This window comes from Cyanobium sp. Lug-B (assembly GCF_024345635.1).
GTDB lineage: Bacteria > Cyanobacteriota > Cyanobacteriia > PCC-6307 > Cyanobiaceae > Cyanobium > Cyanobium minutissimum.
Genome location: NZ_JAGQBM010000066.1, coordinates 1 through 17,352 on the forward strand (window position 1 = coordinate 1; position 17,352 = coordinate 17,352).

A 17,352-nucleotide genomic window follows, 5' to 3' on the forward strand; every position below is an offset into this window, starting at 1 on the left:
GTGGTGGCGGCGGCGGCAATCGCTGGTGAGTCCGGCGGCGGTCAGGGCCGTTGCCGGCCCCCCGGGGCCAGCCCCGACAGCGGCAGGGCTTCGCCGTCTGCTGCGCAGCCTGCGGCCCCACCGCCGGCTGGTCGGCCTGGCGGCCGCCTGCTCGATCCTCAACAAGCTCTTCGACCTGGCACCCCCCGTTCTCATCGGCCTGGCGGTCGATGTGGTGGTCCAGCAGCGCACTTCCTGGCTGGCCGGCCTCGGCTTCACCACCGTGCCGGGCCAGCTGGGGGTGCTGGCTGTGCTCTCGTTCCTGATCTGGAGCGCCGAGTCCCTGTTCGAGTACCTCTACGCCCTCCTCTGGCGACGCCTGGCCCAGACGGTGCAGCATGAGCTGCGCATCGAGGCCTACGACCACCTCCAGCACCTGGAGATGGGCTTCTTCGAGGCCGGCAGCAGCGGGCGTCTGCTGACGGTCCTCAACGACGACATCAATCAGCTGGAGCGCTTTCTCGACCAGGGCGCCAACGAGATCCTGCAGCTGATCACCACCGTCCTGGCGGTGGGCGGGGCCATGGTGGTCCTCTCCCCCACGGTGGCCGGGGTCTCCTTCCTGCCGATCCCGGTGATCCTCTGGGGTTCCCTCCGCTTCCAGCGGCGCCTGGCCCCCCGCTACCGGGAGGTGCGCGAGCGGGCCGGCGACCTGGCCAGCCTGCTGAGCAACAACCTCGGCGGCATGCTCACCATCAAGAGCTACGCGGCGGAGGACTGGGAGAAGCAGCGGCTGATCGCCCAGAGCCAGGCCTACCGGGCCAGCAACGGCCGGGCCATCCGCCTCTCGGCCGCCTTCATTCCCCTGATCCGGTTCGCAATCCTGTTCGCCTTCATCGCCATCCTGGTGATCGGCGGACTGCAGGCCTGGAGCGGCGCCATCGCCATCGGCACGTATTCGTTCCTGGTCTTCATCACCCAGCGGTTGCTGTGGCCGCTCACCACCCTGGGCCGCACCCTCGACGACTACCAGCGCGCCATGGCCTCCACCCACCGGGTGATGGACCTGCTGGACACCCCCGTCGCCATCCCCAGCGGCAACCGGCCGCTCCCCATCGCCGACGTCCGCGGCCAGGTCCGCTTCGAGCGGGTCGACTTCGCCTACGCCGGACGGGAGCGGCTTCTCGCGTCCTTCGACCTGGAGATTCCCGCCGGCGCCACGATCGGGATCGTGGGGGCCACGGGCTCCGGCAAGAGCACAATCGTCAAGCTGCTGCTGCGGCTGTACCCCATCCAGGCGGGGCGGATCCTGCTGGATGGGCTGGCGATCGAGACGCTGTCCCTCCAGGACCTGCGCCGGGCCATCGGCCTGGTGAGCCAGGAGGTGTTCCTCTTCCACGGCACCGTGGCCGAGAACATCGCCTACGGCAGCTTCGCCGCCACCCGCGCGGCCATCGAACGGGCGGCCGGCCTGGCCGAGGCGGCGGGGTTCATCGACGCGCTGCCCCAGGGGTACGACACCCTGGTGGGGGAGCGCGGCCTGCGCCTGTCCGGGGGCCAGCGGCAGCGCATCGCCCTGGCCCGGGCGATCCTCAAGGATCCGCCGGTGCTGGTGCTGGATGAGGCCACCGCCGCCGTCGACAACGAAACGGAAGCGGCGATCCAGCGCTCCCTCGATCGCATCACGGCCTCCCGCACCACCCTGGTGATCGCCCACCGGCTCAGCACGGTGCGCCACGCCGACCGGATCGTGGTGATGGATCAGGGGCGCATCGTCGAGAGCGGCGGCCACGACGAACTGCTGGCCGGAAACGGGGCCTATGCGGCGCTCTGGCGGGTGCAGACGGGGCTGAGGCCCGAGGAGGCCCTGCGCTGAGCCCGCTGGGCTTAGCGTGGATTGAATGAAGATGTCCCAGCCCAGCAGAGGGGCCCAGCCAACCAAGGGGGCCCCGCCCAGGTCATCCCGACGTCGCACCCCCGTGCTGCTCGCGGTGGTCTGCGGCCTGGGGGCGGGCCTGTTGCTGGCCGGGCCCCTGGCCCAGCTGATCTCGGCCCGGGCCACCGCCGGAGGAAATCCGGCACTGACCAATCCCTTCGCCGCCTGGAGCGGCGGCATGGACCGTCAGGACATCCTGATTCTGGGCACCGACGTGGGCGGTGGCAACACCGATGTGATCGCCACCCTGCGCATCGATGGCAAGCAGACGAGCATCACCCAGATCCCCCGCGACACGTACATCGAGGCCGAGAGTTTCGGGCCGGTCAAGATCAACGCCCTCTACAACCTGGGCGGCATCGAAGCGGTGAAGCGGGAGATCTCCCAGCGCCTCGGCCGTCCCATCCAGCACCACCTGGTCGTCAACCTCTCGTCGATCCGCCAGATGGCCGATGTCCTCGGAGGCATCGAGGTGGACGTGCCCAAGCGCATGGTCTACGTCGACCGCAGCCAGGGGCTGTCGATCGATCTGCAACCCGGGATGCAGACCCTGCGCGGCAAGGATCTGGAGGGTTTCCTGCGCTTCCGCCACGACGAGACCGGTGACCTCGGGCGCATGGACCGCCAGCAGCTGGCCCTGAAGTCCCTGTTCCGCAAACTCACCCGCCCCGAATACCTGGTGCGGCTGCCGGCCCTGATGATGGCCGCCCGCAAGGACATCAAGACCGACCTCGGACCCATGGAGCTGGGGGGATTGATCACGGCCATGGGCAGCACCCAGCTCGACACCCAGCGGCTGGACGGCCGCCCCTTCTACAAGGACGGCATCAGCTACTGGGACGCCGTCTGGCCAACTCCGGAGGACCCACTGGAGGCCGACAACGAGGGCCAGGCCAACGCTACGAACGGCCGCCACCGTTTCCTTTTCTGACCTCCCCGGCGGGTGGGGCGATCGCCTCGCCGCCGTCGGGCGGGTGCCCGTCCCGGTCGGAGAGGGTGATGAGCGCCAGGCCGAGGGCCATCAGGACCGGCACGGGACTGGAGACGGCCACGGTGACGCCCAGGGCCGCCGTGAACCAGATCGAGGCGGCACTGCTCAGGCCGCGCACCTCCGGAATGCCGTGCTTGGGACGCACCGGAGGCACCAGGATCTCGCCGGCACCCAGGAAGCCGATGCCGGCCGCCACCCCCTGAATCACGCGGCTGCGGGCCTGGGCATCGGGGCCGGCCGCCAGGACCATCAGGCAGGCACTCATGCCCACCAGCACATGAACCCGCAGGCGGTTGGGGTGGGCACGGCTGCCGTGGTGCGCCCGGTTGATGCCCACCGCCAGACCGCAGAGCACCGCCATCCCCAGCCGCAGCAGGGCCTCCAGATCCGGGCTCAGCGAGAGGACCATGGCTGCCCACAGCACGGCAAGGGAAGATCAACCATGGCGCATCGCCGAATGGCCGTGGACCATGGGCCTCCATAGGCTCCTGCCAGCCCTGCGCCTCGAGGTCCGTGCGCTCCGCCCTGCTTCGCAACAGCCTGAGGCTCGGGGTGGCCGCCTTCCTCACCGCCGCCCTGTCGCTCTGGTTTGAGCGGATCGCCTACGTCTGGTACCCGATGCTGGCCGTGGTCACGGTCATGGAGGACGGTGACGACCTCAGCCTCCAGGCCGCCCGGGTGCGGGTCTTCGGCACCATCACCGGAGGGCTGGTCACCTTCCTGGTCCACACCCTGCTGTCCGGGTGGCCGGGGGTGCTGGTGTCGCTGCTGCTGATGCTGCCCCTGCTGCGCTGGCTGGGCTGGCAGTCGGCCGCCGGGACCGCGACGCTGGTGAGCCTGATGTTCCTGATGATCCCCAGCCATGTGGCCCTGAACTGGGATTACGTGTTCAACCGCACCCTTGACACGGCCGTCGGCTGCGTCATTGCCATCGTGGTGGGGCTGCTGTTCTGGCCCCGGCGGGGAATCGACCGGATACTGCGGCTGGAGGCCGGGCTGCGCCAGGGCTACGCCGCCCAGCTGGAGCAGCAGCGCAGCTGGCTCGAGGGTCGTGGCGAGCGGCCCCAGCCCCTGCCCCCGGCCAGGCTCAGCCACGACCTGGTGGCGATGGAGCAGCTGCTGGCCCAGGAGCGGCGCGGACCCCATGGCCAGCGGCTGCAGCGGCAGCACTGGCCCCAGCGGCTGCAGCTGTGGGGGGCGGTCCAGCACCACTGGGTGCAGTGGGAGCGGCTGCTGGGGGGCCTCCCCGACCGGCTGGGCCTGGACACGGAAGCGGCCGGGGACCCGACCGGCGATCCCCTGCAGGCCGGTATGGCACGCATGGCGGCCCTGCTCCGGGGGGACACCCTGCCGGTGCTGGCCCCGGACCCCGGGCCCTGGCAGAGCCTGGCCCGGCACCGTTCGCTGCCGCTGCTGCCGCTGCTGGCCCTGGCCGAAGAGCAGCATCCGCTGCTGGCCAGTCTGCGCACCCTCAGTCTGGTGACCCGATGCTGATCCGCCGCTCCGAGCTGCGGCTGGCCCTGACCGCGGGGCTGATGAACGGCCTGGGTGCCCTGGCTCCGTTGGGTTACGGCTTCTACGCACCGATGGCCGTGCTGGTCGTCTGCACCGGCACCTACGGAGGCTCCATCGGCCTGGGGCGCCAGCGCCTGCTGGGGTCGGTGGTGGGGGGGGTGGTGCTGGTGATCTCCTTCACCGGCCTCAGCCACCTGCCCCTGCCCCTGGGCCTGAGCCTGTCCCTGGTCGCGATGCGGCTGGTGGGGGCGGCGCTGGGGCTGGAGGTGGGGTACAAGGTGGGCAGCAACATCATCGTGATGGGCTGGCTGGTCCACGACGGTGAACTGGGCATCTGGGTCCCGGTGCGACTGTTCTGGACCGCGGCCGGCATCCTGGTGGCCCTGCTCTGCCTGCGGCTGTTCTGGCCCGACCTGGCGGTGGAAGGCAACCGGCAGCGGCTGCGCCGGTTCCTGACCGATCTCGGCGGGGCCCTCGTCGCCCAGGCCGACCGCCTCGAGGCGCCGGCCGTCCCGGCACCGCCGGGGGCCCTAGTGGCCGCCCGGCGGCGCGAGCTGGAGACGGCCCAGGGGCTGCGGCGCCAGCTGGTGGCCCTGCGCCAGGCCATGCCGGCGGTGGCCGATGAGCTCGGCAACAACCCCACCAGCCATGCCACATTCCGGCTCTTCCAGCTCCTCAACGGCGCCGGCTCCCAGCTGGTGGGTGTGGTCGACGGGCTGCGGCTCCTCGAGCACACCCCGGCGGACCGGGGCCCCCTGGAGGGGCTGCACAGCGCCCAGGCCGAACTGCTGCGGACCGTGGCCGGACGACTGGAGCAATGGCGCCACTGCCTCGAGGTGCCCCACCGTCACCGACCGGCGCCGCCGGCCACAGCCATGGCCGCGCCGGCCCGCTGGGGGAACCTGGAGCAGGCCCTGCATGATCCGGATCTGGACCGGTTCGACCTGACCCTGCTGCAGCGCAATGCCAGCCGGCTGATGCTCTGCGGCCAGGCCCTGCGCAGCATCGAGCAGGCGGAGCACAGCTGGCGGGTCCTGGGGGAGGCCTCCGGCTGACGCCATGGCTGGAGCGCCCCCGTCCCCACCGCAGGCCTCCGGCCACCCCCCGGCGCTGGCGCTGGCGCTGCTGCTGCTGGCCGCCACCGGATCCGGCAACGCCGAACCGCTCCCCGCCGGGCCCGGGGCTGAGCCAACGCCACCGGAGGCGCCCCCACCGCAGCCGGCCCTGGTCCAGCTGGAGCCGGGTTGGGGCACCCTCCAGCAGACCCTGGGCCTGCCGGCCTGGGTGGATCTGGACCTGGAGATCCTGGCCGAACCGATGGTCAATCCCGTCGGCGGCCTGGTGAGGGAAGCGAGCTGGATCCAGCAGACCACCCTGGCCCTCACCCTCCGGGCCCCCACCGGCGAGAGTGCGGGACAGGAATGGAAGCGATGGGCGATGCATCTGGCCGTCGCCGGCTACAACGGCGATCCCAGCTACGCCCAGCGGGTGGGGGCGGCGCTGCCCCTGCAGGAGGTGGCCAACCCGGTGGGGTTCTGGCTCACCCGCGCCAGCCTGGAGCGCCGCTCCGCCGACGGCCGCTGGAGCCTGGAGGCGGGGCTGGTGGGCATGGCCCCCGACCTGTTCAGCGCCCCGGTCGAAGGCTTCTACGTCCACGACGCCCTCAACGGCGCGCCGGTGCTGTTCACGATCCCGAACTTCCCCGTCTTTCCGGTGGCGGCGCCGGGCGCCCGGCTGGTGCTGCGGCCGACCCCGGCCACCACCCTGCGGCTGGCCAGTTTCAACCTGGCCGCCACCGACGAGGTCGCCAAGCTCCTGGGGACCGCCAGCGGCCTTCCCCCCGGCCGGGGCTGGACCCACCAGCTGCAGTGGAGCTATGCGGCCCCCTGGCTCAACCGCCGGCTGGGGGAGCCGATCGCCGCCTGCCGCCACGCTGGCGGCCTCCGGGCCCGGGGCCGGACCTGCGGCCGGCCCGTGATGGTGGAGCGGCAGCTGCCCGGCGGGCTGCTGCAGCTGGCGGCCTATGCCGGGACCGGGCCGAACCGGGGCCTGTACGGCAGCGCCACCGTGCCCGTGGCCCTGCCCTGGGGCCTCGACCACCGGCTCTGGGCCGCCACCGCCGCGGGCTTCGACACCGCCGCCAACCCCACGCCCAGCTACATCGGCGGTGGTCTGGTGAGCCAGGGGGTGCTGCCGGGCCGTCCCCTCGATCTGCTGATCCTCGGCGTGGCCCGCACGGGCTTCAGTCCGATCAGCCAGCCCGGTCTGAGCCACGAAGGGGTGGTGGAGCTGGGCTATCAGATGCGGATCAACCAGTCCTTCAACCTGCAGCCCAGCCTGCAGTGGATCCTCAATCCCGGAGCGGCCGGCCGGGTGCCGGGCCTGTTCGCCGCGGGCCTGCAGCTGGGTTTCAGTTTCTAGGAGCCGTAAGGGCCGATGTCGAGCAAACTGGGCGCCGGACGGGGGAATCGGGAGGCCATGGGGGGCAGCGGAACGGGGCGGCCCCTGGCCAGGTGGATCCTCGCCGGCATGGCGCCAGGGATGGCACTGGGTCTCGGCCTCGGACCGGGCCCCATCGCAGCCCAGCCCCTGCCGGCGACCGGTGCCGGCGATGTCCGGCGCCTCGAGCGCCGCTGGAACGAACTGGATCGCCAGATCCGTGCCCTCGATGAGCTGCTGCCCGCCGAAGCGGCCCCCCTCCCCGCGGCCGGGCCGGACAGGGCGCCGCTGCCGGAGGCGCTGCTGGGGCCTGCGGAAGCCAGCGCGGTTCCCGGGCCACCGCAGGACAGCGTTCCCCTGCCGCCCCTGGCGCTGCCGGAGGCCGGCGATCTCCGACCGGGCCAGCTTCAGGCCCTGAGCCTGGAGCAGTCGCTGGCGATCGGTTTCGCCAACAGTCCCGGCCTCCAGGCCCGCCGCGACGCGGTGGCGGTGGCCCTGGCCGAGCTGCAGAGCCAGATGGGCACCTACTGGCCCCGGATCTCCGCCTATGCCGCCGGCGGTACCGACCAGGCCAGCACCAGCTTCTTCTCCCCCACCGGCACCGGGACCCTGTTCGCCCCCAGCAACCCCTTCTTCATCCCCCCCGGCGGCCGGGGCTCCCTCAACACCAACGCCAACGGGGTGAGCGGCGGCCTCGAGCTGCGCTACGAACTCCTGGATTTCGCCCGCACGCCGAAGGCGCGGGCCGCCCTGGCGCGGCTGCGCGGCAGCCGTCTCGACTACGCCGATGCCCTGCGGCGGCTGCAGCTGTCCCTGAGCGAGAGCTACTACCAGCTGCAGCGGGCCGACCAGCTGGTGCGCATCCGCGAGGCCGTCGTGCGCAACGACCTGCTGATCCTCCAGGACAGCCTGGACCTCAAGCAGGCCGGGCTGGTGCCCCGGCTCGACGTGCTGCGGCGGCAGGCGATCGAAGCGGACGGCCAGGAGCAGCTGATCGCGGCCCTGGCGGAACGGGCGGTCGCCCGCCGGCGGCTGGCGGCCCTGCTCAACCTGCCGCCCCAGCTGACCCCCACCGCCAGCGACCCGATCCGCCTGCAGCCGCGCTGGCCCCTCGACCTGGAGGCCAGCCTGCTGGCCTCCTTCCGGGACAACCCGGAACTGGAAGCCCTCCTGGCCACCCGCGAGGCGCTGCTGCGCCAGAAGGATGCGGTCGCCGCCGAACTGCTGCCGAAGCTGTCGCTGTTCGCCAGCGCCGGTGCCGGGGCTACCAACGCCAACAACTGGAACGTGCGCATCGCCGACGGCGGCTGCTGCGGCACCACGGTGGCCACCTCCCTCAACACCTACGGCACCGACTGGTCGGTGGGCCTGGCGGTGAGCTGGCTGCTCTTCGATGCGGGTACCACGCGGGGCCAGGCCCGGGCCCTGGAGCGCCGCGGTGCCGCGGTGGCCCAGCAGTACGCCGCCCAGCGCAACGACATCCGGCTGCGGATCGAGCAGGCCTTCCTGGGCCACGAGGCCAGCCTGGCGCGCCTGGTGGCCGCCAGGCGGGGCGTGACGGCGAGCCTGGAGGCCTTCCGGGATGCCCGCCTGCGCTACCAGGCGGGCCTGAGCAGCGAGCTGGATCTCTCCAACACCCAGGAACGGCTGATCGCCAGCCTGGTCCAGCGCCTGGAGGCCACCGTGAACGTCAACGTCACCTACGCCCAGCTGCTGCGCGAACTGCTGCCCATGCCGACGGACCCGGAGGCCACGGTTCCGGCGCGCCTGCAATGGAGCCCGTGACGATGCCCCCCGAAGCGATCGATGCCGCCGATGCCCGGCGTGACGGCAGTCTGCGCCTGGGGCAGGTGGTCGCCCTGCTGCTGGCGGCACTGCCGCTGCTGTTGCTGCTGCAGCCCTACCAGTGGCTCTCGGCCCTCGGCTTCCGCCTCCAGCAGGCCTGGCCCCTGGGCGGGGGAGGGGGGATCCCCGGCGGCAGCCTGCTGCTGGTGTTCGCCGGCACGGCGCTGCTGACCCTGCTGGCGAACGGCCCCCTCAAGGGCGGCCGGGGCGGCGGACTCACCGGGGTGCTGGCCCTGCAGCTGGAGCGGGTGCGCCAGGGTCCTTCACGCACGGCAGCGCTCGCCTCCCTGGATCTCAGGCGCCAGCTGGCCCGGCTGCCGCTGCTGCTGCTCACCCATGGCGCCGGCCTGACGGTGGGGCTGGAGTCCCCCTCCGCCTCCCTGGGGGCGAGCCTGCTGCTGGCCCTGCGGCCGTGGGTGGCCCCCCTCAAGCGTCTGCCCCTGCCGGTGCTGCTGGCGACCGGCGCCGGGGCGGGTCTGGGCATCGCCTTCAACTCCGTCCTGCTGGGGGTCACCTATGCCATCGAGGAGCTCTGCCGGCGGCGCTCGGCGGCCCTCATCAACGGCACGCTGCTGATCACGGGGGCGGGCGTGATGCTTGGGGTGGCCACCGGCCTCTGGGGCAGCACCCCGGACGCGGCCCCCGCCCACCAGGCCGGTGCATCCCTGCTGGTGGGAGGCGGCGTCCACCTGCTGGGTCCCGCCCTGCTGCTGACCCTGGCCGCCGGCTGGCTGGGGGGCGTGTTCGCCGCCGGTACGGCCTGGATGGCCGGTTGCTGGGGCCGCTGGCTTGCGCGACCGGCCAGGGCGGGGGGATCGGCCCTGGCCAGGCCCCTGGCGGGGGCCCTGCTGGCCGCCCTGGTGATCAGCCTGGCGGCCGTCGCCAGCGGTGGCTGGAGCCTCAACGACGGCCAGCTGCTGATCCTGCGCATGGCCTACGGCGAGGATCGTCCGGGGCTGGAGATCCTTCCCTGGCGGCTGCTGGCCTCAGTGCTCAGCATCGCCATCGGCGCCCCCGGAGGTGTGATGCACGACGCCATGTCACTGGGGGCGCTGCTGGCCGGACCCCTGATCGCCGACCTGCCGCCCCTGGAACGGCAGCTGCTGGTGTGGACCGGGGCGACGGCCCTGTTCAGCGGGGCCTGCCGCACGCCCCTGTTCTGCGCGCTGTTCGTGATGCAGATCGCGGGAACCATGGCGCTGCTGCCCTGGCTGCTGTTGGTGGCCGCTCTGGCGGCACCGATCGGCCGCTGGGTATGGACAGAGACGTGGAACGAGGTGCAACTGGAACGCTGGCTTGAGATTCACGGAGTCAAGGAGACAGAAGGGATGAAAGCAGCATGAAGAGTCCACCCCTGTCCCTTTCGCGACAGGGACTGCCCCGGAAGTGACGGGCGGGAAAGAGACCTGGGACGGGCAAGCAAGAAAACGCTAAAGTGGAAATCGGGGTCGCAGGTCTACGAACTGTTTCACCAACTGACCGACCAACAGCTCTCGCAACCTGATGTGTTTCCCCGTCGGCCGGCCTTGTATCGAAGAGGGATCCATTGAAACCGCCTGAGACCCCTGACGACGAACCGCTTCGGCTGGCCAAGCTTCGATCCCTGGGTCTCCTCGACACAGGACAGGACTCCCGTTTCGATCGGCTCACCAGACTGGCCCAGAGGATCTTCAAGGTTCCGATCGCAATGGTCAGCCTTGTCGATGAACATCGGCAGTGGTCGAAATCCACCTCAGGTCTAGGTGGTTCGGAAGCCTCCAGAAGCGTGTCGTTCTGTGGTCATGCGATTCTTGGCTCAGAGGTATTCATCGTTCCCGACGCCTTGGAGGATGAAAGATTCCACGATAATCCTCTGGTTCTGGGAGAGCCCCATGTTCGCTTTTATGCGGCTTGTCCCTTGACGGTGGACCAGCGAAAGATCGGCACCCTGTGCATCGTCGATCAGGCACCCCGAACCCTTGATGGGGAGCAGATCGAGATCCTGAAGGATCTGGCGAGCGTTGTGGAGCAGGAGGTGGTCTCCACCCTGCTGGCCACCAGGGACAAGCTCACCGGCCTGGAGAACAGGCGCGGATTTCTTGCCCTTGCCCAGCAGAGCCTTCAGCTCTGCACGCGCCAGGCGATACCGGTTTCGCTCCTCTATCTCGATCTGAACGATTTCCAGCGAATCAACCACCTCCACGGGCGCCAGGCTGGTGATGAGGTCCTGATCACCCTGGCGGATCGGATCACGGATGTCTGCCGAGACTCCGATGTGGTGGCCCGACTCGGTGGGGATGCCTTCGTGGTTCTGCTGATCAACGCCACCCGGGAGCAGTCCGACACCGTGGTCCATCGCATCGAGAAAGCCCTCGAGCAGGACAACGGTCTGTCGAACAAGGACGATGCCATCTCGTTCTCCTATGGCATCACCGCCTATCAACCGGAACGGCATGAAACCATTGTCGAGCTCCTGGCCGATGGGGAGGCCCTGATGAAGGAGATCAAGCAGCTGCGATCCCTCCAACAGGAGGATGGCCAGACCCCTGGGCCCGCCGCATCAGAGGCCGACCGCGCCCGGGCAGGCGCCGGCAGCGTGTTGCAGAAGCACAGCGGCTGAACTCCCTGCCGCCGCAGGAACGGAGTCCATGGCGATCCATGAATCCGAAATCAAGGGGACAGAGGCGATCCTTTCTCGCCAGCGGTCTCCAGGATCCTGCGGATGGTCTGGTCAAGCTCCTGGAGTTTCACCGGCTTGGCCAGGTACTCGCTGGCACCGGCAGCCAGGCACTTCTCCCGGTCGCCTTTCATCGCCAACGCCGTCAGCACGATGATGGGCATCACCGCCAGCTCTGGCCTGTCGCTGGAGCGGATCATGCGCAGGACGGAAAAACCGTCCACCACCGGCATCGACATGTCCAGAATCAACAGGCTGGGAACACGGTCGTGCAGGAAGTCGATCGCCTCCTGGCCATTGACCACCTCCTGCACCCGGTATCCCTTGGCGTGGAGATAGCGTGCGTAGATCAGTCGGTTGACCCGACTGTCCTCCGCCAGCAGGATCAACGACCGCTCCGCTGGAACGCCGTCCTCGACTCCGGCCGAGGCCATCGGCGCCGTATCCGGCGCTGAATCCTCCGTGGATGCCTCTGGGGGGAGGGTGACAGGAAGCCGGACGCTGAAGCGGGTTCCCTGTCCATGGGCCGATTGCAGGCTGATGTCCCCGCCATGGGCCAGGAGGATGCGTTTCACGATCGAGAGGCCAAGGCCGGAGCCCGTGAACTGGCGGTTCAAGCCACTGTCGATCTGCACGAAGGGCTGGAAGATCTTGTCCTGATCCTCCCGATCGATGCCGATGCCTGAATCGATCACACAGAGCCTGAGCGTGGCCTGACCAGCCGCCGCCTCCGGGGGGCAGCTCAGCCCGACCTCCAGACGAACCGATCCTCCAGCGGGAGTGAACTTGACAGCATTACTGAGCAGGTTGATGAGAACCTGACGCAGCAGCCGCCCATCAAGCAGAACAACGGGCAGGGCAGGGTCGATCTGTGAGGACAGGTGAATCGACTTGGCCTCCGCCATTCGCTCGATGGTGGCGATGCAGGCGTGGCAGAGAACAGGGATCGAGACGGGATGGGGATGGACTTCAAGCTTGCCGGCTTCGATCTTGGTGATGTCAAGGATATCGTTGATCAACTCCAGCAGATGGTGTCCACTGCGATCAATCTCCTCCAAGGCCTTGCGCTGGATCGGGGACATCTCGCCATAGATGTTCTCCTGCAAGGATTCTGCCATCCCGAGAATGCCATTCAGTGGGGTTCGTAGTTCATGGCTCATGTTGGCCAGGAACTCATCCTTCAGGCGTGTCGAGCGAGCCAGCTGGTCATTGATCGAGGCCAACTCATCGTTCACGGTGATCAGACGTTCTTCGGCCAGCTTCTTCTCTTGCAGCTCGTCCTCCAGTTTGGCGAACAGGTCAGCCTGCTGGATGGCGATGCTGAGTTGGCTCGCGACATGATTGACAACCTGAAGATCTTCCTCACTCCAGCGACGAGGCCGTTTAGAGTGATGCATACACAACAGCCCCCATAGACGGGAACCGCAGATCAGTGGAACCACCAGATTGGCCTGAATCTTCAGGCCAAGAAGAAGCTCCCGATAGCAGGGCTCCAAGGCGGCTGTCGCCACATTATCAATGGCCTGATGTCCGCCCTTGAGGTAGCGAGAGACCAGCGCATCGTCGAAACAGGTATCGTCGATCGAAACGGCCAACAACGACTCCGTATCTGGCTGAACAGCCTCCGCGATGAAGGCACCACGATGACACTGGCAAGCCTGATCAAACTGATAGATGGCCACCCGGTCCACCGCAAGATAGGGAAGCATTTCATTGACCGCCACCTGAAAGATGCGCTTGAGTTCAAGAAACGTGAGAATCCGCTCCGTGATCTCCCGCAGGATCAGTTCACGTTGTACCTGGCGCTTTAGATTGACAGCATTCTGCTCCATTTTCTCCGCCATCTGATCAAACGCCACGGAGATTCCAGCCAGCTCATCGGAGCCATCCAGTCCACTCCTTACCGCCAGATCGCCTTCACCCAGGGCGTGGCTGGCGGCGATGAGTTTTCTGATCCGACTGGTCAGCGCATACTGAAAGAACAGCCAGACGCAGATACCGAGAAGAACCAGAAGAGCATTGAACGCCAGAGTCCGCCGGAGCGCTTCACGGAACGCGGTGCGCTTCGCCTCGGCTAGGCTGTAGTCAACATAACAAATACCGACACGAGATGGCTTCAGTTCGCCAGGCAGGGGCTTGAGCAGGATGGGATAAACGGCTGACAGATGAAGGCGGTCCGTCGAGAGTCGGACCGTTCCCCGAAGCGAACGGCGAGCCTGGGAAAAGAGGGAGGCCAACGGCGCCGCTTCCGTCGCTCCGATGGGTTGGCCCTCAAGGCTGTAGTCACTAGCACGGAGAACGATGTTCCTGTCGTTGAAAAGAATCACATTCCGATAGCCCGCATTGGTTCCCAGCTGGCTGATCAATGCAACGACTTGATCACTCTGCTGATCAGTTCGATAGAGATAGTCCACCATTCGCGCGGCCTGGGAGACCGAGGACTTCAGATAGATGGTGGCGCTTTGCTCGGATCTGCGATTGGCATCTTGAACTTCCAGAGCAAACTGAATGGCACCAATCGAAAAACCACTCACGACAATCAGGGCCGGGATCGTGAAGCGAAGGGGCGGAGGGAATCTGGTCATGCTGCGATCCACCGCCTAACGCCGAGCCAGCGCACGCTCGACAAACTGAGCATCCAGAAGACTGGCAGGGTCTATCGTTTTCGTGATCAGCCCGTTGTCATGCATGACCCTGATCAGGTTGGTCATGGTGACCACCAGCGATGGATCCCGCTGAGTCAGCAACGCCACATTCGTTTCCAGTGACGGCTGCTCCAGCAGACGGAAAGCCTCCAACAGTTCCTCCGGCTTCACCCGGGTGCGCCTGGCCATGCGCCGGGCGGCATCGGCCGGATTGCTTTGGAAATAACCCAGGGCCTTGAATCTCGCCTCCACGAGGGTCTGCAGATTCTCGGCGTTGTTGGCGATCGCCTCGCTGCTGGCGGCCAGGGTGTCCACAATCTCTCCCGGGATCCGGCTGCTGTCAAACAAGGGGATGGCGCCCGCCTTGAGCAGGTTGGTGCGTGCCGGGCCAAAGGTCACCACCGCATCGACCCTTCCAGCCCTGTAGGCAGCCTCGTGATCCCCCAGTTCCAACGACACCACCGTGACGTCCTGGGGGGTCATGTCGTTGAGCTCCAGGGCTCGGCCGAGAAAAAAGGCCCCCAGGGCGGTGGCCTCCACGCCGATGCGCTTGCCCTTCAGCTCTCCCATCGTCCTCAGGCCAGGTCTGGCAAGGATCACGTCCCCTCCGTTGGAGAAGTCCATGATGGCGATGATCCGGATGTCCCCCTGGGTGGCGGCCAGGGTGATCACCTGATCGATCGACAGGCCTGCTCCATCGATTTCATCGTTTCGGTAGGCCCTGACTTCCTCGGTCCCGGAAGGGAAATCAATCAGTCGGATGGGCTTGTCTTTCAGCTCACCCAGGTCTCTGGCCAGGTAAAGAGTTTCATAACCGGTCCAGAGGTTGGCGCCGATCCGCAGGGGCAACGACGCTGGCCTGAAGCAACCGAACAGCGCCGCCAGCAAGGCCAGGACGCCCATACCGATCAGAACCCATCGCGGACGGTACCGAATCCTCGCTGTTCTCTGCCGCACCCTGGAGCCTGCATCCATGGGCTGAATTATCAGCGTCTCAGGAAACAACGATCCGGCGAGGGAACAAAACGTTGATGCACGGTGTCCTCCATGGGCAGAAGTTCAACACTTACCAGCCGGAGTCCTGCGACGAAGCGATCATTCGGGCCGGGAAGAATACCAGCGCTCGATCCTGTAGCCCAGGATCACCAGGAGCACCACCAGCCAGAACCACAGTTCCGGTGGGTTGGCATTGCACAGGACTACCAGGAGCACCACCTCACTGACCAGCCAGGGGAGCTCCTGGCGCAGCAGGGGATTGCGGATCTGCCACCACCGGCGGTCAGCCATGGCGCTGCTCACTCATGGCGGGGCTCCACTCTGGCGCAGGGAAGGACGGTCCCAGAGCCGATCGATCCGGAGGCTGCGGTAACCGCCCGTCAGGGAACGCAGGCCCGGAATCACGTAGGTGATCGGGGTGCGCCACTCCACGTAGGCATGGGCGGCGATCGTCAGGCCCTCCCGCACAGGAAACACCCCGCTGCCGCCGGAGAGGGTCCAGCGGTAGCCGTCCCGGCTGGTGGGGTCCCGCTCCAGGGCGATCTCCGTCCGCATCACCGGTCCGTGCTTGAGCAGGTCCCGGGCCAGCTGGGGATTGCCGATGGTGGTGGAGATGTCCTCCTCCGTGGCCGGCAGGGCCAGCACCTGAACCACCTTGCCGACGATGCCGCCGAACCGACCCCGCTGGTCCCAGAGGGGCACCACCTCCACCGGCAGGCCGGCCGGCAGGCGGCGGGCATCGGCCGGGGCGAAGTAGGCCACCGCCTGCAGCCGCGGCCCCCCGGCACCGCCGGCGCCGGCCCGGCCCAGGGTGCCGAGGCGCTGGCCGGTGGCCACCGTCTGGCCCTGAATCACCTGCAGGTCCAGCACGGTGCCGTCCCGGTCGGCCAGCACCTGGCCGTCGAAGGCCAGGCGGGCCTCGGTGACCCGGATCTGTCGGCGCATGTCGTCGATCTGGTAGCGACGCCGCAGGGCCTGGGTCTGGATGTCCAGCCGGACCTGCTCATAGCGGGTGAGCAGATCCTTCTCCTGGATCCTGACCGCATCAAGACTGACGCTGGTGCTGGTCAGGCCCTGCTCGGCCGCCACCACCTCGGAGGCCAGGGGCGCCACCACCTCCCGCTGGCTCAGCCAGCGCAGGTTGCGCACCTTCTCCGCATAGGTGGCCGCCAGCTCCTCATAACGGCGCCGGTCCTGGGCCAGCTTGGCCAAGGCGGTGTCGAGGCTGAGCCGCTCGCTGGAGAGCCGCAGGGCATCGCGCCGGTCGAGCTCGCGGTTGTCGCGCTCCAGCTGGGCGAGGTTGCCGCGCTGCTGCTGCAGCTGGCGGTCGAGCACCGGCAGGTACAGCTCCATCAGCACCTGCCCCTTGCGCACCTGCTGCCCGACGGCCACCCGCAGCCGTCGCACCTGGCCGCCGGCGCGGGCATCCAGCAGACCGGCGGTGTCGGGGTAGATCAGCACCCCCTGCCCCATCACCTCCGTGGGAACCGGCCAGAACAGCACCCAGAGCCCGAGGGCCCCGCCCATCGCCACCAGGCAGGCCCCCACCTGGCCGCGATCGCTGAGGCCACTCCAACGACGGCGCAGGGTCGCCACCGGGCGGCGAGACCGGTCTGCTCCGGGCGGAAGGGCTGCACCGGTCGGGGGAGCGGACGTGGCCATCGCCGCCAGCATGCTGGATGGAAGGCCGCCTGTCAGCCCGGCAGGACGCCGAATCCCGCCAGATCCCCCGGATCGGCCAGCCCGGCGATCACATCGGCCAGCAGGGGGGCGAGCACCGGCACCTGGGCGAAGGCGCCGCCGAATCCGCTGAACACCCAGAGGCCCGCCGTGTCGCCCAGGGGCCCCACCAGGGGAAGGCCACCGCTGCAGAAGGCCACCGGCACCTGGTGGTAGGGGCCCGGCAGGGCGGCCAGCACCGGATCGAGCCCGGCCAGGCCGGCCCGCAGGCGGCGTTCCATCACGGCCACCGCAGGCGGCTCACCGGGATCCAGGCCCGGCCGCACCAGGCTGATCTGCCCCAGCAGCAGCCCCTTTCCCCGGGGGGCGAAGCCGGCATCGACGATCCAGCGCTCCTCCGCCAGCTCCGGAGCCCGGGCCTCCAGGGACGGCCGTTGCCAGTGGCGCGGCTGCACGATGCGACGCGAAGCCGCATGGCGCTGCCAGGGGCTGGACGAGGCGGGCGGCAGGGAAGGGCTTGCCGGCAGCGCCAGCACCCCGGCCCAGCTGGCGCGATGGCGCTGCGGCAGAGCCGGGGCCAGGGCGCGGCAACCGGCCCCGGCCGCCAGCACCACCTGATCCGTCACGAGGCTGCCGCCGGGCTCCAGCTGCAGTTGCCAGCCGGCGGCCA

The 17,352-nt window shown here is 68.6% G+C and carries 13 protein-coding genes and 1 pseudogene; 8 read left to right on the forward strand and 6 right to left on the reverse strand.

Annotation, left to right across the window (positions count from 1 at the left end; translation table 11 throughout):
* Nucleotides 1–97 precede the first annotated feature (97 nt).
* Together KBY81_RS13715 and KBY81_RS13720 are read left to right on the forward strand one after the other, a co-directional pair.
* Nucleotides 98–1,855, forward strand: a complete 1,758-nt coding sequence (locus KBY81_RS13715; protein WP_254976781.1) for an ABC transporter ATP-binding protein — start codon at nt 98–100, stop codon at nt 1,853–1,855.
* A gap of 103 nt (nt 1,856–1,958) precedes the next feature.
* On the forward strand, nt 1,959–2,846 hold the full coding sequence (locus KBY81_RS13720) for an LCP family protein (protein WP_219904440.1): 888 nt from the start codon (nt 1,959–1,961) through the stop codon (nt 2,844–2,846).
* On the opposite strand, the gene KBY81_RS13725 is transcribed toward KBY81_RS13720, so the two are convergent.
* Entirely contained in the window at nt 2,815–3,315 is a 501-nt protein-coding gene (locus tag KBY81_RS13725) for an MgtC/SapB family protein (RefSeq protein ID WP_106222627.1), read from the reverse strand. The two genes, KBY81_RS13720 and KBY81_RS13725, sit on opposite strands and share 32 nt — an antisense overlap.
* Before the next feature lie 104 nt (nt 3,316–3,419).
* Between KBY81_RS13725 and KBY81_RS13730 the strand changes: the two genes are divergently transcribed.
* From KBY81_RS13730 to KBY81_RS13755, 6 genes are all read left to right on the forward strand, one after another.
* Entirely contained in the window at nt 3,420–4,400 is a 981-nt protein-coding gene (locus KBY81_RS13730) for an aromatic acid exporter family protein (RefSeq protein WP_254976775.1), read from the forward strand.
* The gene (locus KBY81_RS13735; protein WP_106222625.1) at nt 4,394–5,476 is read left to right on the forward strand and encodes an FUSC family protein; all 1,083 of its coding nucleotides are present in this window, start codon (nt 4,394–4,396) and stop codon (nt 5,474–5,476) included. Before KBY81_RS13730 ends, KBY81_RS13735 begins: the two co-directional genes overlap by 7 nt.
* A gap of 4 nt (nt 5,477–5,480) precedes the next feature.
* Nucleotides 5,481–6,842 (forward strand): carbohydrate porin, encoded by a 1,362-nt coding sequence (locus tag KBY81_RS13740; protein ID WP_254976776.1) that lies wholly within the window; start codon nt 5,481–5,483, stop codon nt 6,840–6,842.
* 15 nt (nt 6,843–6,857) lie between these two features.
* Nucleotides 6,858–8,645: a TolC family protein gene (locus tag KBY81_RS13745; protein WP_254976777.1), complete on the forward strand. Its 1,788-nt coding sequence runs from the start codon at nt 6,858–6,860 to the stop codon at nt 8,643–8,645.
* 2 nt (nt 8,646–8,647) lie between these two features.
* A complete protein-coding gene (locus KBY81_RS13750) occupies nt 8,648–10,048 on the forward strand; it encodes a chloride channel protein (protein ID WP_254976782.1) in 1,401 nt (466 codons plus the stop codon).
* Between the two features lie 203 nt (nt 10,049–10,251).
* On the forward strand, nt 10,252–11,304 hold the full coding sequence (locus KBY81_RS13755) for a diguanylate cyclase (protein WP_254976778.1): 1,053 nt from the start codon (nt 10,252–10,254) through the stop codon (nt 11,302–11,304).
* A 50-nt stretch (nt 11,305–11,354) separates the two neighbouring features.
* Here the strand turns inward: KBY81_RS13755 and KBY81_RS13760 are convergent, their stop codons facing one another.
* The 5 genes and pseudogenes from KBY81_RS13760 to KBY81_RS13780 all read right to left on the reverse strand — a co-directional run.
* The gene (locus tag KBY81_RS13760) at nt 11,355–13,946 is read right to left on the reverse strand and encodes an ATP-binding protein (protein ID WP_254976779.1); all 2,592 of its coding nucleotides are present in this window, start codon (nt 13,944–13,946) and stop codon (nt 11,355–11,357) included.
* A gap of 15 nt (nt 13,947–13,961) precedes the next feature.
* Nucleotides 13,962–14,909 (reverse strand): ABC transporter substrate-binding protein, encoded by a 948-nt coding sequence (locus KBY81_RS13765; protein ID WP_254976780.1) that lies wholly within the window; start codon nt 14,907–14,909, stop codon nt 13,962–13,964.
* Nucleotides 14,910–15,101: 192 nt separating this feature from the next.
* Nucleotides 15,102–15,293 (reverse strand): hypothetical protein, encoded by a 192-nt coding sequence (locus KBY81_RS13770; RefSeq protein ID WP_015108561.1) that lies wholly within the window; start codon nt 15,291–15,293, stop codon nt 15,102–15,104.
* A 12-nt stretch (nt 15,294–15,305) separates the two neighbouring features.
* Nucleotides 15,306–16,598 carry an NHLP bacteriocin system secretion protein gene (locus KBY81_RS13775; protein WP_254973085.1) on the reverse strand — a complete coding sequence of 431 codons (1,293 nt, stop codon included), beginning with the start codon at nt 16,596–16,598 and terminating at the stop codon, nt 15,306–15,308.
* Between the two features lie 98 nt (nt 16,599–16,696).
* Nucleotides 16,697–17,352 (reverse strand): annotated as a pseudogene (locus KBY81_RS13780) (hypothetical protein); the annotation flags it as partial.

What these genes read in the sequence shown, in the direction of transcription:
- KBY81_RS13770 (WP_015108561.1), bottom strand. Translation starts at nt 15,293, where the DNA reads ATGGCTGACCGCCGGTGGTGGCAGATCCGCAATCCCCTGCTGCGCCAG.
- KBY81_RS13750 (WP_254976782.1), top strand. Translation starts at nt 8,648, where the DNA reads ATGCCCCCCGAAGCGATCGATGCCGCCGATGCCCGGCGTGACGGCAGT.
- KBY81_RS13765 (WP_254976780.1), bottom strand. Translation starts at nt 14,909, where the DNA reads ATGGGCGTCCTGGCCTTGCTGGCGGCGCTGTTCGGTTGCTTCAGGCCA.
- KBY81_RS13735 (WP_106222625.1), top strand. Translation starts at nt 4,394, where the DNA reads ATGCTGATCCGCCGCTCCGAGCTGCGGCTGGCCCTGACCGCGGGGCTG.
- KBY81_RS13760 (WP_254976779.1), bottom strand. Translation starts at nt 13,946, where the DNA reads ATGACCAGATTCCCTCCGCCCCTTCGCTTCACGATCCCGGCCCTGATT.
- KBY81_RS13725 (WP_106222627.1), bottom strand. Translation starts at nt 3,315, where the DNA reads ATGGTCCTCTCGCTGAGCCCGGATCTGGAGGCCCTGCTGCGGCTGGGG.
- KBY81_RS13740 (WP_254976776.1), top strand. Translation starts at nt 5,481, where the DNA reads ATGGCTGGAGCGCCCCCGTCCCCACCGCAGGCCTCCGGCCACCCCCCG.
- KBY81_RS13745 (WP_254976777.1), top strand. Translation starts at nt 6,858, where the DNA reads ATGTCGAGCAAACTGGGCGCCGGACGGGGGAATCGGGAGGCCATGGGG.